The organism is Paenibacillus sp. FSL H3-0321 (assembly GCF_038002865.1).
Lineage (GTDB): Bacteria > Bacillota > Bacilli > Paenibacillales > Paenibacillaceae > Paenibacillus_AQ.
Genome location: NZ_JBBODH010000001.1, coordinates 6,119,056 through 6,136,896, shown reverse-complemented (window position 1 = coordinate 6,136,896; position 17,841 = coordinate 6,119,056). Strand labels below are relative to the sequence as shown.

The following is a 17,841-nucleotide window of genomic DNA, read 5'->3' as shown; positions in this document are numbered from 1 at the left end:
AGGAGGGAATATTATGAAAATCATGCTTGTTGACGACAAACCCCATGTACGCAATCATCTGAAGCTGATGCTGAAACAGCTCCATTTTAAAGAGGATGTTATTCTTGAGGCCAATTGCGATCAGGAAGCCATTCGGCTGATTACCGAACATGAACCGGATATTATTGTGACCGATGCCAAACTGCTGCTGCTCGGAGAAGCGCCTTTATCTGAACGCCTTGCCAATGCCCAATATCCGCAGAGTACAATTATTGTCACCAGCAGCCATCCGTTTGTCCTCGAAGCCTTCAGCAAAGGGGGCATTGCTTCCTTACTGAAGCCCTTTAATACTCGCGAGCTGGAAGGTGCATTAATGAGAGCCTTTGCCGTCACGGGATAGTCGGGACAATACATCCTTTGATTTTGAAAAAAAAGAGTGCCCTATCCAATGATAGGTGCACTCTTTTTGCATTCATCCACTATCTTCTCCGTTTTTTAGGCACGGCTCTGCGGTTGACCGAAACCGGTCTTCCCGGGGTCAGCTTTCTGGCCTTCAGCGGAACTCTGCGCACAATCGGTTTTCCAGGCTTTGTAGGCAATGCTGTCCGAAGATGAGGTAACCCTTTTTTGCTTCGGCTACTGCTGGAGATTAACACAACTGTAAAGTTGCGGACGCTGGATCCGACAGGAATTCTGCGAAATCCAAGTTCTCTGCAGTTGTCGCAGTCGCTGTCCCAGCACTGATGGAAGGCTTCATAAGGGATCTCTGTATAGTAGTCCCCTGACCAAGTATAGCTGTCACTCTCTGCATAGTAAAAGAATGTGTTGCCTCCGGCATGCCCTCTCCACACTTCTCTCGTCTGGCCCGGTTCGATCCGGTAGTAGCCAATTGTGGCGTAGTTAATTGGAGTACAGTTGAAATTCGGGTAAGCATAGGCAACAAATACCGTCTCACTTGTACTGTTGCGAAATCTAAGTCCCATTGTCATCATTCCCTTCATCACTTTTTTCCTTACCCTGCATCATATGAAAATAGTGAATAAAGGGGCTGGACAATGGTTTATTATTAGACAAATAGGGCATATTGTCATTCCAGTCATTGTGCGGCATGTAAGACGAAATAAATAAATCGCCTCTGGACTTCAAAAAAGAGCGGATAATCGCCCATGCCTTTTACACCTCAGGATAATATACTATCTTATTCTAATGAGGTTAGGTGATGAACAGTGGCAACATTTGCTGAAGCTCTTGTGATAAAGGAAAACATAGCAAGTACCGTGCTCAAGAACCGGAAAGTTCATGGAGTCGGGATTGGGTATTACGACCCCAAACATCCCAAAAAAGGCGCAGCCGTGATCCTCTACGCTAACGCCGTGAGCAGCACCGCCCTGGGTTTGGGCGCAAAATTCTCCTCGCAGGTCAAAGGCAAACCTATAAATGTCCCCATCCGGGTAGTAAAGACCAAAAAAATACGCAGCAATGCAAGTTACCAGGACCGGATTCGCCCAGTCGTAGCAGGCTACAGTATTGGTACGACCGGCGGTTCAGGAACCGCAGGCTTAATTGTCAGCAGCGGCAATCAGCTGTATGTGCTCAGCAATAACCACGTGCTTACCAATCCGACCAACTCCAACAACCGGGCGGAAACGCTGCAGCCGGGCGGTGCGGATGAAGGACGGACCGTAAGGGATCGGGTCGGGCATTTATCGCGTTTTGTAACTTTGAAGACAAATGGTACTAACCGCATAGATGCGGCCTTGTCCCGCCCTGTAAGAAACAGCATTCTCAGTCCGAAATATGCAACGGTAGGCAACATTCCCGGTCATGTCACTTCCTACCGTGTAGGGGAGCGTTTCAAAAAGGTAGGGCGGACAACAGGTCTGACCAGGGGAAGAGTCGATTCGGTGAATACGGATGTACAGGTGGATTATGGTAGGAATGTAGGCGTGCTATCCTTCCGCAATCAATCGATAATTCTGAGTGATACACCGGTATCGCTTCCCGGAGACTCCGGTTCTGTCTGGCTCAGAAGCGCGGATAATTTCGCGGCGGCTGTGAATTACGCCGGTACAGAGGACGGAAAGACTTCGGTTGCCTTTCCCGTCGATTGGGCACTCCGGGCACTCCGGGTGCGTGTAGCACGTCCTGCGGGACAGAGAGCGGGCCGGGTAAAGGTTGTAGATACCCATAACGGCAATGCTGCTTATACCCGCCGCCTCACTCCGAAAGAGCTTTCCATGCTTAAGGTAATCCGGCCAAAATCTAAATAAGCAATTATAGAATAATTTGGATTAATTTCCATGTACATTCATACAAGCTCACAACCCTCTTTTCTCGTAAGATAATCTATCCTACGAAGAAAGAGGCGAGCAGCAAATGGTAATAAAAAAACTATCACTTAGAAATAAAGCCAAAGGTAAAGGTAAAAGAGTCACCCTGCGGCCAAACAGAGCACGCTCCACGCAAAACCTTGGGAATGGTTTCCGCCGTATTCAGTTTCCCGCTGTAACCATCGGAGCCAACGACTTTCTTTTCCTCTTCTTATCTGCTGGAAGAGGCAGAGCTGTCGTTAGTGCGGGATGGACAATTTCCAATTTGACTTCCGCCTGGCCAACAGACAGCTTCCCGAACAGCGACTCGGAGTGGGTTATCATCCTTGAAAACCCGACTGGCGTTGCAAGAAGCGTCATTCCGTTCCTGATTACCAAGTCACGCCGCTAATAGCAGAGGGTGCAAAAAGAAACGGCGGCTCCCCCTTTGAGGGGAGCCGTTGCATTTAAAAGAGACACGATATCCCTAGGGTATCGTGTCTCTTTTTATTAGAGATTACACTGGCCTGCTATACTCTCGACCCTGCATCCTTGTTAACAGACGCTGGTTTCACTCCATAGGTGAAGTCACCGGCTATCCCCCGAATCCAGGCGGAATACAATCTCCCCAAACCTCTCAGGGTCATAGGCAGCAACAGGGCCAGCACTATGCCGATTGCAGCCGCTACCCAGGAACGCTGATATACATTGAGCCACGGCAAGAAAAGACTCATCGTCCCGTCAAAGGAATACAGATTAAAAGAAAGGGATAAGACCTTGCTTAACTTGTAAGCTGCCGGTGACAATATAATCGCAATAACAACGGCGGGAAGCGTGACAGCAAGGGTAAACCCGGCAATGCCTACGGGAAGCTGGGCTATACTATAGAGGATCCCCCGGTAGCTCTTACTATTTAAAAGGATAGACAGCATGGAACGCCAATCCTTCCAATCCGCAACGGATCGGGAGTTCTCAGCTTGAAGCGGTTGCTCTTCTCCCTGCATCCACCCTGTTACCGCCTGCTCTTCCTTGGCCATCATCCAGCGGCATACGGTAAATGTTGCAGCCAGCAAAGGCAGCCCAATCCATACAATAAGCAGCGGCAAGCCGGCACATATGCCTGTAACGGCAATTACAAACGCTGCGATCCCCTTCGGAAGGGACAGGATGAGCAGGAGCCAGGACCTTAGCGCGCTTGGTTTACGCATAATTAAAAGCCTCCTAATAAGGTCATTGTAGAAATGTACAAGCTGTCCATCAGCCGATCCACACTCTGCCGCACACTTAATTCAGCAGGGAGCTCATCACCGGCAAAACACAGCTCCAGCGTAGCATCGCGGATGATTCCATCCACAGTTACCTGAATGAGCATCAGAATGTCGGTTAAGGGAATAAGGGGCCGGAACTGGCCTTTAGCTTCACCTTCTGCACAATAATTCATCAATTGCTGAAAGAAATAGTTGTAGCCATGCCCGGACTCGGCTTCTGCTTCCGCAGCCTGCTCAGCAAGCTGCTTCTTAACCAGCTCCGGCTGACTGGCATAGATTGCATTTAGCTCAAAGGCCAATTTGCTGTAGCCACTCTCCATAGAAGCCTTAATCTCTTGCCCTATGAAGGTAAAGATTGCGCGGAGGGTCTGGTCAGGTGAAAGGCTGGCCGCAAAAAGCTGCGTTAAAAAACCTTTGAAATCTATCTCAAGATCAAAACGGTTGGACAACGCAAACCACACCTCTTCAATATTGGCAAAATACTTATATACGCCCCCTTGGCTTAGTCCGGTCTGCCTCACGATATCCTTCATTGTTACTTTATGCAGCGGTTTACGCGCGCTAACCTCCAGCGCTGCATCCAAAATTTCATTGATTCTATTCTCTGTGTATGCTTCGCTAACCTTTGGAATACATTGTCCCCCCATACTCAAAATAACGACACATTGTCGTTTTATTTATTCTCATCTTACGCAGCATCAGGATCATTGTCAATATTTAGAAATTGAAGTTTTTTACCGGTCACGCAAAAAAAGCAGCCTGTCCTTAGACAAGCTGCATATAAGCTTCAATTTGACGAGATGCCGAAACGACTACCCTTACAGGTCTGTTATTGCCGCAAGAACGGTATTGTTGAAGTAATCAACGTACATATTTTTAAATGGCTTCCGGTGATCTAGCTCCACAGAAAAATGAACGGTTACTGTCTGAAAGACCGGATCGACGCAGAGAAAAGGACCCGCTGCACCCCAATGTGAATAGGCTTCCGGTGAGAATAGGTCTCCGCCATCACGTTTTGTCCCGTTAATCGCCCAGCCGTATCCCCAATACGCTTCAGGAAATACTTCATCCCGATATTGCGAGGATACACCGGGAATTTGATTACGTGTCATTTCTTTTACAGTTACCGGGCTGAGCAGACGTGTCCCGTTATAAATTCCGCCGTTCAGAAACATTTGGCCAAATACAGCCAGATCCAGGGCAGTGGAGTAAGCACCGCTCCCGGCTGATACAGAATTTAATTGATCTTCGGTTTCTATCCACTCTGCACAAGCTGCCTCCGGTATGCGTCTAACGACTCTGCTGCGTGCTTCCTGCGGAACCCGATAATATGTATTTTCCATTCCAAGCGGTTCAAAAATGCTTTCCTTTACGAACTCATCATACGCTTGACCGCTGGTGCGCCGGATAATTTCACCCAACAGCTCATAACCATACCCGCAATAAGACATGACAGTCCCTGGCTCGAAGCTAAGCGGTGCATCATACCCGCCGTACAAGTATTGATGAATTTCCGGGTCCTGATTGGGTTCGCTTGCAGGGAACTCTTCTTTTGCCAGTTTCGCAGTTCCATTCAACCGGATCACCTCAACATCCAGACCAGAGGTGTGTGTCAACAAATGATGCACGCAAACCTTTGTTTTTCCTTCTCCTGTAAACTCGGGGATATAATCCGAAACAGGTCTATTCAGTCCGATCTTCCCTTGTTCAACCAACATCATAACAGCTGTTGCGGTAAACAGCTTCGTGATGGAGCAGAGTGGAAATAACGCGTCAACAGCTAATTCGGCTGCGTCTGGCTCAGGTCCGAGGGTTCCATTCGCTTGATGGACAATTACAATTCCCCTTCTCGCGGCCACAATCACTTGTGCGGGCGTAATGTTGTCCTTAACCATTTGCGCTGCAGCTGTCTGAATGCGTTGAACACCGCAAGCTGAAACACCCGCCTGTTCTAACGAACTCAACGATAGTTTTTTCATAAATATTCCTCCATTAAGCACTCATTAATATATGTGTTAAGTACTATGTAAATATATTAACATCTCCATTTTCTGGAGTACATGGTTTGTTTCTATAATATTAGCTGCCAGAAAAATAAAAAAAGCTGACTCCGGATTTTCCGGAAAATCAGCTTTACCTTCCCCGATTGTCTTCCCGCCTTATAAAACTCACAAATACAGCCTTATCCGCATACGCTTCCGGGACCGCAGCACCTGGCTGCGGCTGATTATATCTTCATATCTTTGCCGGTATAATCCACGAACCTGAAATGCCCTTCCGGAGCGCGGCGTTGCTCGATCAGGCTGATAATGCCCTCGGCACTGCTGCGCGGGTTCGTCGGCGCCTCTTCCCCGCCCATATCCGTATGCATCCAGCCGGGATGTACGCTCAGCACCTGTACGCCGCGTTCTTGCAAATACACATGCAGCTGCTGAGAGAACATATTGAGTGCTGTTTTGGAGATCGCATAAGGATAATCGCCCGGATAGGCATTGGTGATGCTGCCCGCTTCCGAAGAGATGTTGATGATTGAACGGTCCGGCTCGGTGAGCAGCGGCAGGAAATGCTTGACCACCCGCATCGGCCCGTACAGATTAATATCCATTGTTGTCAGCATGTCCTTCAGATCCAGCTCTTCAACCGGCGTATTCCGGGCGGTCAGGATCGCCGCATTGTTGATGATCGCACCGAGCGTCCGCCCTTGCCCTTTCAGACTAGCAGCCAGCTCCGCGATTCCCTCTTCGTTCGTCACATCCAGCGCGGCCACGGTCAGCTTGGTTCCATAGGCTGCAGCAAGCTGCGACAGTGCGGTCTGTTCTTGATCGGGATAGCGAACTCCGGCAATCACTCCATGCCCGCGCTTCAGTGCTTCGGCCGCCAGCTCAACACCCAGCCCGCGTCCCGCACCGGTAATTAGAATGTTCATCTTTCGCTCCTCCTCTATTGCATAATTTCCCCAAGCGCCGCTGTTCTGTTCATGAATAGGCAAAATTCACGGCGGGAGAATATCCATTTGTATGGGTGCATTCTGCTATTGCACTCTATTGCTGATTTATTGCTAATTTATTGCTTATCGTTCTCCAACAGCTCCACGAGCACCTTCAAATCCTTGAACGTATCCATATAAGCATAACGTCCCCCGTCATACTCGCCCTTCTGCTGCAGCGGGAACCCTCTGCCTTCGAGCAGCATAATCTTTTCCGGCATTCCTTCGATTACAAAAGCGATATGATGAGGCCCTTCCCCATGCTCATTCAAGTAATCACGCCAAGTGCTCGGCTGATGATCCGGCTCAATCAGTTCCAGCTGCAAGGAGCCCATGTCAAAAAAAGCAAGCTTGGCCCGCGCCTCCGTCGCCCCGCCGTTATACCGGGTCTGGGCAATATCTGCCGTATCGGTAATGATAATTTCCGGCACCGCAAGTCCAAAAAAGTCCGCATACGCCCGGCTTACCTTCTCAATATCATTCACCAAAATTCCAATCTGCGTAACGAAATGATTGCCGAGAACTCCTGACATGTGCCTCAACCTCCTTCTAGTGTGACCAATCTACCATACCCACACTATGAAAGGGCTGTCAAGCCTGAGCTGATAATCGTTCCTAGTGAGTGAATCCGCGTACAAATCTCCGTACCTTCTCACGGGAGGAGTGATATTAGAGGCACATTTACAGTTAGCATAGAAAGTGGACACCGAATAAAAACATGAAGAGGATCTCGGTGCACTTGGCGCTGACTTGGAACTGGTCACGTCTGCCGAACGGAATGCCGCAGGAGTTATCCAGCAGCATTCAAGGTTATCTCGGCGGCAATCTGACCAAAGAAGGCATGCTGAAGGAGTTCCAGATCAATTGGGATAATCTGAGTGTGCAGTAATTGCATGAGGACTTTTTTCATAAGATTGCACTTTATACAGCAGAATGCTCATTATTCTCCGGTAAATCGCATTCTGCTGTATTTCGTGCAATTGATTTATTGGTTTTTAGTCAAAACCAGCTTTCCCACAAAATTCTGCTGTACAGAGTGCAATAGAGTCTGCTTCCCGGCTATTTTAAGAAGATTATGTTGTAGAAAGTACAATAGAATGCGTCTCGACCTGAACTTGAGAGGGTTCGGGTTCGGGTTCGGGTTCGGGTTCGGGTTGAGGTTGAATTGCTAAATAGTATCGAAAGCAGTAAAGTTGCCGAATTAGAATTTCAAACCAGATCGAGCTACATAACCGGCACCTTATAAGCATTTACTGTGACAGCAGACCCATTAATGGTCAATGTGGCGTTGTAATACCCCCGGTCACCGTTTGGCTTGCATTTATAATCCCCTGAACATCCGCACACGAAGAATTTAGTTGTAGGGAACCCCGGATAAATATTGGCCAGCTTCCGATAAAACAAATGCCCGTGGTGTGTAAATATGGCCAGCACTTTATCTCTAACTTTCGCAGGAATCGCCGTGAAAAACTTATTCGTCTCCGCCCCGCTTAACACATGACTGGGAGCAACCGTAATCCCGCTCACTTTCAATGGCCAATGAAAATCAATAATATAATAATGGCGGTCATCTAAATTATTCAGAATATTTAGGCTTTCCGGTGTGAACGCCCCTAGCGCACAGTCCAGCCATACATACTTCACCTTTGCCTGAGTACCCGGGAAATTCATTTGCCCGGCAACCGCACCTAAATATTGTTTGAACAAGGACTGAGTGCTTGCCTCCCAATTTCCTATCGTTGCTTTATAAGGAATGCTCCCGAGCGTGCTGGTAACCGTATCCTTGAAGTCCTTGTAGAAGGCATCGGCATTATTTCCATGATTGGCTCCTGCCTGGGCATTATCCCCGCCAAAAATCACAAACTTCTTATTCCCGCTGCTCACTGCTTTTGGCAAAAGCTTTCTAAATATAGCCGAGCTGTTCCCATACCCCACATGACTATCTCCGATCACGGCAAAGTTAATGATCTGCGCCTGCACCTTAAGCTTCAAGCTGTCTTTGGGTCGGGGTCTGGGTGAAAGGTTCCGTTTCTTAACTGGCCCTGCCTGCCTTCTCACTTGGAAACCACCTCTTCGAACTGGATTAGAATATCTGGTTATATTTATATTCGATTCGGATAGCAAGTTCTTGGATTCGCTGGCGGCCTAGATAGTTAGAACCATTTTGAGAACTTTGAGCCTTTTTTCACTTGATGCTGATTGTGCCAATATTTACAATATAAATTAAAATGTTCCACTATCCAAAAGGAAGAAGGATGACGTATGCGTATCAACAAAAAGGTGTCCCGAATACTGTTACCCATCATGGTCTTGTCTGTGATGGCGGGATGCGGAAGCAACGAACAGAAGGACGAGGCAGAAGCGAATAAGGAACCCGCTACCACAGTAAGCGCCCACCCTGCGCATTGGTCCTATGAAGGTGAAACGTCCCCGGAACACTGGGCTGAACTGGATAAACTGTTCACTACCTGCAGTACAGGTACGGCCCAGTCGCCGATTAACATTCTTCATGAGAAAGTGCAGGATGATGAGAGCCTGTCCCCTATCAAAGTTGAGTATGCACCGTCCCCGGTGTCTATCATTAACAACGGCCACACGATCCAGGTTAATCTTAAAAATCAGGACAACCGTATCACCCTTGAAGGAAAGACGTATATCTTGCAGCAGTTTCATTTCCACCTGCCCAGCGAACATGAGGTAGATGGCAAACATGCCGATATGGAGCTTCATTTTGTCCATAAAAGTGAAGACGAGACGCTTGCTGTACTGAGTGTCCTAATCACTAAAGGCTCCGAAAATGTTGAGCTGAAAAAGCTTTGGTCCGTGCTCCCCTCCGAGGAGAGCGAACAGGAAGTCCCGGTTGAGGGCGTCTTCGACATGAACCAGCTGCTTCCAACAGACCTTCACTCGTTCCGCTATCAAGGATCACTCACCACACCTCCATGTACCGAAGGGGTACAGTGGATCGTCCTGGAAAATCCCGTTCAATGGTCTGATGAGCAAATCGGCAAATTCGAAGGCATTTTCCCGCATGACAATCGTCCCGTACAAGCGCTCGGCTCCCGGGAGATAGATAGCGATAAATAGGCTGCTGTTCTCTTAAGAATGAACAAGCAGCCAAACACAAAAGCCTTGGACAACTTCGTCCAAGGCTTTAGTTTGTTTAATTCCCTTTAGCCGGGAATCCCATCCTGTAGTTTATCTTGCGCTCCCATCCCTTGCAGGATATGGTTGGCATCCCGCAGCAGATAGGAGGCCGCTTCAGCCTGGATATGTTTGCCGCTTTGGGCTTGCACCTGATGAACGAACGCTTCCATTTCACCGTGTACCAGTTTCACGAGCAGACTGTTCGCAATCCCGTGATTGTCTATCCAAGACTTCTCTTTGAACAGGCCAACGAGTGTTTTCAGCGAGCTTACGTCGGCATACGTTGAGAAAGTCACCGTGCTCTCCTGCCTGTTCCCCGCGCTGTCGCTGACGGATACCGCGAACGTGTGAGAGCCGATATCCAGCGTGTACAGTGGAATCTGCGTTCCCGGCTCTACGGCTTGCTCATCCAGCCGTGCGACGGTTTTGGCGGAATCCACCCCGGACATCGCATCGATGGCCGCCCAAGACAAGGTTAGCGATTCTGTCCCCGCATAGACTTTCGGGGCCGGCTCTGCCACAGTTAACTCAGGGGCACTGCTATCCAGCTTGAAGCTCAAGGTTTTCGATTCCTCGCTGTTTCCGGCGTAGTCAACCGAGCGGTAGAGCAGCGAATACTGGCCGTCTTGGCTAAAGGTCAGCGGTCCCTGGTAAGGCAGCCATGTGTCTCCGCCATTTATGCTGTATACGGTGTCCGTTACACTGGTACCGGTATCTGCAGTATTCAATTGGACCGTAACGGGCTGAGTATACCAGCCGTCCGCACCATCAGGCAGCGCCGGAGTCAAGACGGCTGTGCTAACAGGTGCGGTCTTGTCAATCCTCGTAAACTTCACGTCGTCGAACCACATTTCACTGAAACCGCCCACATAGAAACCTACCGTTCCCGAAGCATTATGTTTGGGATCGGAACCATCCAGTCTCAGCTCTCCGTTCACATAGACGCGGATGCTGGCACCATCCACCAGAATACGAAGATTATAGTCGGTATCCGGCTGCAAGTCTTGGGTTGGAAGATTCTTCGTCTGAAGCACCGTCCAGGTTGGACCGTAGAGAATCCACTGTGAAGTGCCGTCCGCCAATTTCTTGTATGCGATCTTGCCTGAATTGCTGGCGACAGAACGGTCATACACATAGAGGGTCCCAAGATCCGGCATCACAGCAGGCGTTCTCAGCTTGAAGGTCAGTTCATAGTCCGTGAACAGCTTCGGATGAAGCGCAGAGGCGCCCTTCAGAATTTGGTACATCTTGTTTCCGTTCACCGCTACAATGCTGCGGTTCGGATCCACCGGCCACCCGTTCGCTCCCGAATCGTAATCTGTATAATGAAGAATATCAGACACGATAATCCGGGCAGAAGCGTTGGCCTCCGGGTTGGCAACGGAGGCTACCTTGACAACAGTCTCCCCCTTAGCGTGGGCGGTGACTGTTCCGTTCTCATCGACAGAGGCAATTTCCGGGTTAAGAGACTGCCAGACGACGGAACGATTCTCGGCATCCGACGGATCGAACTGGACCTGCAGTGGCGTCTGTTCATCAATTACCATATTGACGCTGCTCTTGTCGAGCATAAGCCCGGAGACATTTTTTGTCGGGACCATAAATTTGATGTCATCGAACAAGAGATAGTCAAAGCCGCCGGCGTAGAACCCGACTTTGCCGGAAGGATTAAAGGTCGGATCAGTGGCCTTCAGCTTGAGTTTGCTGTCAGCATAGACGCTAATCTCCGAACCCTTGACGATGATCTTCATGTTGTAGACGGTATCCGGCAGCAGGTCCGGGGCAGACAGTGCATTCTGCTTAACGGTTCCCCAGGCTGCATTGTAGAGAATCCAGGAAGAAGTTCCGTCAGCATACTTCCGGTATCCGATTCTTCCTCCGTTGCCGCCCGGATTCAGCCGGTCGAATATATAGAATGTGGCCGATTCCGGAATCACTGGAGGCGTCTTCAGCTTGAAGCTCAACTCGTAATTATTGAAGTCGTTCTCATTCAGCGTGGTCGCACCTTTGAGCAGCTTATACATGTGATTGCCGCCGTCGGCCTCCACGATACTCCGGTTGGCATCGGCCGGCCAGCCATTCCGGCCGTTCTCGAAATTTGTATCATCTATAATCCCGTCACCGACTTCGACCGTCACCTGAACCTCATCCTTTAAGAGCGGGTTGTCGGCGGATACTGCTGTAACAACTGCGGTCCCAAGGTTAACCCCTCTCAACTTGCCGGTGGCATCTACGGTCACCACGGAAGGATCACTGGAGGTATACTGCAGTTTATTGTTGGTGGCGTTCCAGGGAAGAACCGCCGAGTACAGGGTATGTGTTTTCCCGATGCCAAGGGTAAGGCTATCGTCATACAGCACGACACCTTGGACGGGAATATTAACCGGTGCGAGATAAGGGCCTGCCTTACCTGAGATTCCCATCTCACTGAAGGGGATCGCCTGGAAGCCCGGTATCTGCTCAAATACCGCTGCATCCGCTTTCAGATTCAAATCGCCGCCCGCCAGATTCACGAAGCCGGGATCCTGTTTCGTTACCCAGTTGTTTGCGTATTGGACCAGATTGAACTTATCATAAGCACCATTCGCATTCGTCGTGCTGCTTATCGTTTTTGTCGGATTGTAGATCACATTCTTCTGGAACGTGTTCGTGTCCGGATAATACCGGTTCTCTGTGAAGAAGTCCGCCAGCTCCGGGTATTTGACCAGATGCGGCATGCCGGCGAAGTTATTGTATTTTTCGAACAAAGCGTGCCATGGCTGCATATAGTTTTTGGAGATTTGCTGCTCCGGACCGTCGCCCAAATACAGATCCGCATAATCATACGGAACCTTGGCATCGACAAAAATGTTGTTCTTCGTGCGGACATGAGCGCCCCCGTTGTTCAGAATGGCTGAATTGCCCATCTTGTAAAAAATATTTTCTTCAATTGTGATTCCCATGGTGAAGTTATCCGGATAGATCCCCTGAACCCCGGCTTTGCCTTCTCCAATGTTATGGAAGTAATTCCTCCAGATGACCGTTCCCCGCTCCTGCGGTGCAGCTCCCAGATTCATGTAGATGGCTCCGAGATCCGAGAACGTCTTGCACACATCATAGATGTTGTTGTATTCCACAACATGGTCGTTGCCGAAGATCAGAATCCCCGGATGCGGGGCGTCATGAATTTCACTGTGTGATATGCGGTTCCCTGCTCCCGTCAGAATTACGGCAGGGTTATACGCTTTATGATAATAAGCAAAGTCATGGATGTGGCTGTTCTCCACCACATTGTTGCCCGGCTCAAGCGTCAGCCTGTCGCCGCCGTTCAGAATGACTCCTGTTCCCCCTACATGATGGATATGCGTATTCACGATGGCATGGTTGACCCCTGTGCCCTTGGCAAAGTCATTGTACAACCAGCGGCTCTGGGTATTGATCCGTACGCCTCCTTCGGTGAAATTGCGGATCTCAGAGTGCACCAGCCGGACATGGCTGCCGCCCATGATGACCGCCCCGGAATCCCTGCCGTTCTCCAGAATCAGGTCCTCGAAGGTTACATACGACGTATTGGCCGTATTGATCATGGGTGTCTTCAGCATGGATACGGTGATCTCCGGATCGTCTGCCTGGAAGGCGGCTGTCGGCATGAAATACAGGATGCCTTGGCTCCGGTCAATGTAATACTCCCCTGGCATGTCGATTTCTTCCAGCAGGTTCTGGGCGAAATGGAAGTCCGGATACCAGTTTTTAAAGAGGCCGCTCATTTCTCCGTAGGCTAATGTGATCGACTTATTCTCGGTATCAATAGAAGCAATTTTATTGTACGACCATTCCCAGCTGTAGCCGAAAATCCCGTCAAGCCATATATCATCCGCCTGGGTCCAGAGCTCAGGCCGCTCATAGGTATAGGTGAACGTGCCTCCCCGGGTCTGCAGATCGGCATCCTTGCGGGTGGGTCCCGGATCAAGAATATTGCCCATTTGGACCGTACCCTTATTGGGCCATCTCGCCAGAGTCATCCCTTCACCTTCAATGTACAGCTCCATGGGGGGAGTCTGGCTTACGTCATTGGCTTTGTAGTAGCCATGACGGCTCATGACTCCGTAATCGGTAATGCCATGCCCCGGCAGCTCCACCTGCAGAACCTTGGATCTTGCATCGGGACTGATGATCCGGTTCAGAACCGCTGGATCTGTTACCGGGGCGAACCATGACTTCTCCAATTGCCGGCCGCCGCTCAGCCGCACGGATTCACCCGGATATGCCTTGTAGGTGACCGGTTTGTCTGCCGTCCCCGAATCCTGCTCCTCCAGCAGGAAGCTTGCGGTACGGCTGTATGTGCCGCCTCTCAAATAAACCGTAACGCCGCCGTCAGGCAGACCCGTGCCCTGCTTCAGCTGGCGGATGGTGTCCCTGGCCTTCTCCAGGGTACGGAAAGGAGCCGCCTCCACACCAGAGTTGGAATCGCTTCCATTTTCCGCTACGAAATAGACTGCTCCGGGACTTGGGGCTTCCTCCGCTTGAATCTCCGTACCCGGGACAAACCCCGGGGTCAAACCTACTATCAAGGCAATAATCCAGAAGACAATGACCGCTTTTCTCTTCATGTCAGTACAGGCCTCCTTGTTATCGGTTTTAATTCGAAAGGGAACCGTGAGGTTCCCCGGAACTTACCCTTTCACCGACCCGATCATTGTTCCTTTCTCAAAGTACTTGAGCAAGAAAGGATAAATGATGAGCACAGGCAAAGAACATACGATTACTGACGCCATCTTCAGGCTCTCTGGTGCAGGAGGCACCAGATTGGTTGCCGTAGTGAACGGATCGAGCTTGTTCTCAATGAGGATTTGCCTTATGACTTGCTGCAGGACAAATTTCGATTGGTCGGTAACGTACAGCAAATTGTCCATGAACGCGTTGATATGATGAACCAGCGACCACAGCCCGATCGTCACGAGGGACGGAATGGAGAGTGGCAGCACGATACGGAACAAGATCCTAATGTCTCTGGCTCCGTCGATACGGGCCGCTTCAATCAGAGCATCCGGAATGGAGCGGAAGAACGAAAGCATGACCAGAACCTGGAAGGCGTTAGCTGCCGAAGGCAGCACATACACCCAGCGTGAGTTCAGCAGATGCAGCTCCTTAATGAGCAGATAATTCGGCACAATGCCCCCGTCGAAGATCATGGTGAACAGCAGGAGCATAACCAGGACACGCTTCATCGGAAAATCCGGGCGCGACAGCGGATAAGCAGCGCAGACGGTAACCAGAAGCGTCAGGAAGGTGCCTACGATCATGCGGAATATAGTATTCGCATAGCCCGACCAGATGAATGGATACTCCAGCAATTCCTTGTAAGCTCTCCATTCAAAGTCCCTTGGGATGAAATGGAATCCGCTGCGGAGTGCCTCCCCGCGGCCGCTGAAGGATACTGCGATAACATGGATGAACGGGTAAACGACGATAAGCGCGAGTAGCGATAATACAAAATAGATCATTGCCGGGGCAATAAGATCCTGCCATTTTTTCACCTTCATGACTGACTTCCTCCTGCTTCTACCATAATCCGTTCTCCCCTTGGCTCATTTTCCTCACGGTCAGATTGGCGCCCAGAATGAGCAGCAGCCCCACAAATGATTTGAACAGACCGATAGCCGCCGTATAGCTGTATTGGAACTGCTGCAGCCCCACCCGATAGACATAAGTGTCGATGACATCGCCGGTTTCGAAAGTGACCGGATTCAGCAGGTTAATGATTTGTTCAAAATTTGCACTTAAGAACCCGCCGAGACTCAAGATGAACATGATCGAAATGGTAGGCATGATCGAAGGAATATTGATCCGGATGATCCGCTGCCAGCGGTTAGCTCCGTCAATAATGGCTGATTCCTGAATTTCAGGGTTGATCCCCGACAAAGCTGCAAAATAAATGATTGAACCCCAGCCCAGATCCTTCAGGATGGAGGAACCTACGATGATGCTCCGGAAGTATTCCTTCTTGCCCATGAAGAAGACGGGCTCCATTCCGAACCAGCCTACGATTTGAGCTACAACTCCGGTAGTTGGCGATAGAAAATAGATAAGAAGACCCGACATAATTACCCAAGATACGAAATGGGGCAAATACATAGTCGTCTGAATAAATCTCTGGAAGCCGCGGGAGCGGACTTCGTTCAGGAGTATTGCCAGAATGATCGGTGCAGGAAAAGCAAAGATCAGCTGGTACATGTTCAGAAGGAGCGTATTTTTAAGCAGACGGTAAAAGTCGCTGCTATGAAACAATTCCTGAAAGTGATGGAAGCCCACCCAGGGACTTCCCCATATTCCATCCACAACCCGGAAATCCTTGAAGGCAATGATCACGCCGTAGAGCGGACCATATTTAAAGATGACGAAGAAGATAAAGGCAAACAGAAACAACGCCATTAGTTCTCCATGCTTTCTTATGGTTTTCATACTGCACTCCCCTGAAACCCCGACCGGCTCATTTCCGCAAGAACCCTTTTTTGCCCTTGCGGAACCACCGTAACCGGATTTATTTATTTTTTAAATTGAGCCTGGTACATCTCATTAGCTTCCTTGGTCAACTCATCGCCGCCTCTGGATTTCCACTCTGTAACGAACTTATCGAAATCATCGAGTGGAATTTCACCGCTGATGATTTGGGCGAAATATTTTTGCATCAGCGAAGTCAGGTCATTCTTGTATTTGCCATCGGAAGGCAGCGCCGAGAAGAGCAGCGCATCCGTCATATTTGGAGCGGAGGAATAGGTTTTGATGGCTTCATTCAAGTCCGGATTAGAGTATTTCTCACGGTAGGCCTGCGTCGTGATGTTACCGAATGAGAAGAGTCTAACGCCGATCTGATCGCGTGCTTCCTGCTTCTCGAAACCAGTCAGGAACGTAGTGGCTCCAGAGGCGGCTCCGCTCTCAACGAAGTCCCAATGAGTGCCCTTCACCCCGAGGCTGGTCATGTTGATGGTTTCTTCGTCACTGCTTTCTGCTCTCAGTATTTCGAACAGCTTCTCAAGCTTTTCCGGTTGATCCTTCACTTTGTTGCTGATGACGACAAAGTTGCTCTTCACTCCCCAGTCCCAGGAGCCGTCACCACCAGGTCCCTTAGGATTCTTAGCAAAGACCAGCTCCGAATTAGGATTCAAAGACTTCATTTCCGTCACGGTTCCCGAAGTCGGGAGCGCACCCTTGGCAATCTGCTCCTCAATGACACCAATCCGGTTATTGTAAAGCTTCTTGCGGTAGGAATCCTGTGTATCCGTGATAAACTCAGGGTCAATGACCCCGTCGGCATACCACTGCCGAAGTTTGGCCAGCGCTTCCTTCGTTTCCGGCATCACGGAGCCGTTCATCAGTTCTCCGTTCTTCTCGTGCCACATGGTCGGTTCCACGCCGAACGCACCGAAGATGGAATAGAAGCCGGATGACCAGGTGGACGTCGCCGTACCCGTCAAGCCGTAGGTATCTTTTTTGCCATTTCCGTCCGGATCCTTCTCAGCAAATGCATAGACTGCCTTCTCGAACTCATCCAGTGTCTCCGGAGCCTTTGTGATGCCTACCTTATCCAGCCAATCCTTGCGCCAGAGCATCGCCAGATCATATGGCTTCAGATCAATAAACATTGGGATGGCCCATAACTTGTCGTCTACAGTAACGGTTTGAAACAGCGCGTTGTTTTTTTCAATATCTTTGGAATACTCCGGCATTTTTTCCTTCAGCATGTTCGGATCAATATCCATCAGAACACCCTGATTCATATACGCCGACACGTTGGAGGGATCGCCCAGCATGAAGATATCAGGAATCTCTCCGGATGCGATGCTGGCATCGGTCACTTTCACCGGTTTGATCTTTACATTGAATTTCTCTTCAAGCCACTTCTGAACGGCGGAGTCCTCTACAACTCCCTGAGCCTGGAAGTGAATACCCCATGTAATCTCCACCGGCTTTGCTGCCGCCTTTTCGGTGTTTGCAGTGTTTGCGCTCTTGCTTGCTTCTGGCGAAGCCGCGTTTTTTCCGTTGTTCCCGTTATCTCCGCCATTGCCGCACCCGGCAAGCAGGCCTGCCACAACGATCACCGGCATAATGGCATTGCCTAGTTTCTTAAGTTTAGTCTGCACAAGAATGTCCCCCTAATCGAAACTGTATTAGA

The 17,841-nt window shown here is 49.8% G+C and carries 16 protein-coding genes; 5 read left to right on the top strand and 11 right to left on the bottom strand.

Annotation, left to right across the window (positions count from 1 at the left end; all coding sequences use genetic code 11):
• The first annotated feature begins 13 nt into the window (after positions 1 to 13).
• Entirely contained in the window at positions 14 to 379 is a 366-nt protein-coding gene (locus MHI45_RS27375) for a response regulator (RefSeq protein ID WP_076110490.1), read from the top strand.
• A 79-nt stretch (positions 380 to 458) separates the two neighbouring features.
• On the opposite strand, the gene MHI45_RS27370 is transcribed toward MHI45_RS27375, so the two are convergent.
• On the bottom strand, positions 459 to 962 hold the full coding sequence (locus MHI45_RS27370; RefSeq protein WP_076110563.1) for a DUF1036 domain-containing protein: 504 nt from the start codon (positions 960 to 962) through the stop codon (positions 459 to 461).
• Positions 963 to 1,205: 243 nt separating this feature from the next.
• Between MHI45_RS27370 and MHI45_RS27365 the strand changes: the two genes are divergently transcribed.
• Both MHI45_RS27365 and MHI45_RS27360 read left to right on the top strand, forming a co-directional pair.
• Positions 1,206 to 2,249: a hypothetical protein gene (locus MHI45_RS27365; protein WP_076110489.1), complete on the top strand. Its 1,044-nt coding sequence runs from the start codon at positions 1,206 to 1,208 to the stop codon at positions 2,247 to 2,249.
• A gap of 106 nt (positions 2,250 to 2,355) precedes the next feature.
• Positions 2,356 to 2,700, top strand: coding sequence for a hypothetical protein (locus MHI45_RS27360; protein WP_076110488.1), 345 nt, complete (start codon positions 2,356 to 2,358; stop codon positions 2,698 to 2,700).
• 118 nt (positions 2,701 to 2,818) lie between these two features.
• Here MHI45_RS27360 and MHI45_RS27355 read toward each other — a convergent pair whose 3' ends face one another.
• From MHI45_RS27355 to MHI45_RS27335, 5 genes are all read right to left on the bottom strand, one after another.
• Positions 2,819 to 3,496: a sensor domain-containing protein gene (locus MHI45_RS27355; protein WP_076110487.1), complete on the bottom strand. Its 678-nt coding sequence runs from the start codon at positions 3,494 to 3,496 to the stop codon at positions 2,819 to 2,821.
• Between the two features lie 2 nt (positions 3,497 to 3,498).
• The gene (locus MHI45_RS27350) at positions 3,499 to 4,203 is read right to left on the bottom strand and encodes a TetR/AcrR family transcriptional regulator (RefSeq protein WP_076110486.1); all 705 of its coding nucleotides are present in this window, start codon (positions 4,201 to 4,203) and stop codon (positions 3,499 to 3,501) included.
• Between the two features lie 171 nt (positions 4,204 to 4,374).
• Complete coding sequence (locus tag MHI45_RS27345) at positions 4,375 to 5,535, bottom strand: serine hydrolase domain-containing protein (RefSeq protein ID WP_076110485.1); 1,161 nt, start codon at positions 5,533 to 5,535, stop codon at positions 4,375 to 4,377.
• Between the two features lie 248 nt (positions 5,536 to 5,783).
• Entirely contained in the window at positions 5,784 to 6,482 is a 699-nt protein-coding gene (locus MHI45_RS27340; protein WP_076110484.1) for an SDR family oxidoreductase, read from the bottom strand.
• Positions 6,483 to 6,619: 137 nt separating this feature from the next.
• Positions 6,620 to 7,075 carry a VOC family protein gene (locus MHI45_RS27335; protein WP_076110483.1) on the bottom strand — a complete coding sequence of 152 codons (456 nt, stop codon included), beginning with the start codon at positions 7,073 to 7,075 and terminating at the stop codon, positions 6,620 to 6,622.
• Between the two features lie 200 nt (positions 7,076 to 7,275).
• On the opposite strand from MHI45_RS27335, the gene MHI45_RS27330 reads away from it, so the two are divergent.
• Complete coding sequence (locus MHI45_RS27330; RefSeq protein ID WP_179091733.1) at positions 7,276 to 7,431, top strand: hypothetical protein; 156 nt, start codon at positions 7,276 to 7,278, stop codon at positions 7,429 to 7,431.
• Positions 7,432 to 7,766: 335 nt separating this feature from the next.
• Here the strand turns inward: MHI45_RS27330 and MHI45_RS27325 are convergent, their stop codons facing one another.
• Positions 7,767 to 8,600, bottom strand: a complete 834-nt coding sequence (locus MHI45_RS27325; RefSeq protein ID WP_076110482.1) for a metallophosphoesterase — start codon at positions 8,598 to 8,600, stop codon at positions 7,767 to 7,769.
• A gap of 204 nt (positions 8,601 to 8,804) precedes the next feature.
• Here MHI45_RS27325 and MHI45_RS27320 point away from each other — a divergent pair, with 204 nt between their 5' ends.
• Positions 8,805 to 9,629 carry a carbonic anhydrase gene (locus MHI45_RS27320; RefSeq protein ID WP_076110481.1) on the top strand — a complete coding sequence of 275 codons (825 nt, stop codon included), beginning with the start codon at positions 8,805 to 8,807 and terminating at the stop codon, positions 9,627 to 9,629.
• A gap of 86 nt (positions 9,630 to 9,715) precedes the next feature.
• On the opposite strand, the gene MHI45_RS27315 is transcribed toward MHI45_RS27320, so the two are convergent.
• The 4 genes from MHI45_RS27315 to MHI45_RS27300 all read right to left on the bottom strand — a co-directional run bounded on the left by MHI45_RS27315 (position 9,716) and on the right by MHI45_RS27300 (position 17,809).
• Complete coding sequence (locus MHI45_RS27315; protein WP_341119741.1) at positions 9,716 to 14,278, bottom strand: Ig-like domain-containing protein; 4,563 nt, start codon at positions 14,276 to 14,278, stop codon at positions 9,716 to 9,718.
• A gap of 63 nt (positions 14,279 to 14,341) precedes the next feature.
• The gene (locus MHI45_RS27310) at positions 14,342 to 15,211 is read right to left on the bottom strand and encodes a carbohydrate ABC transporter permease (RefSeq protein ID WP_076110479.1); all 870 of its coding nucleotides are present in this window, start codon (positions 15,209 to 15,211) and stop codon (positions 14,342 to 14,344) included.
• Between the two features lie 19 nt (positions 15,212 to 15,230).
• Positions 15,231 to 16,130, bottom strand: coding sequence for an ABC transporter permease (locus MHI45_RS27305; protein ID WP_076110478.1), 900 nt, complete (start codon positions 16,128 to 16,130; stop codon positions 15,231 to 15,233).
• 83 nt (positions 16,131 to 16,213) lie between these two features.
• Positions 16,214 to 17,809 (bottom strand): extracellular solute-binding protein, encoded by a 1,596-nt coding sequence (locus MHI45_RS27300; RefSeq protein ID WP_076110477.1) that lies wholly within the window; start codon positions 17,807 to 17,809, stop codon positions 16,214 to 16,216.
• Positions 17,810 to 17,841 lie beyond the last annotated feature (32 nt).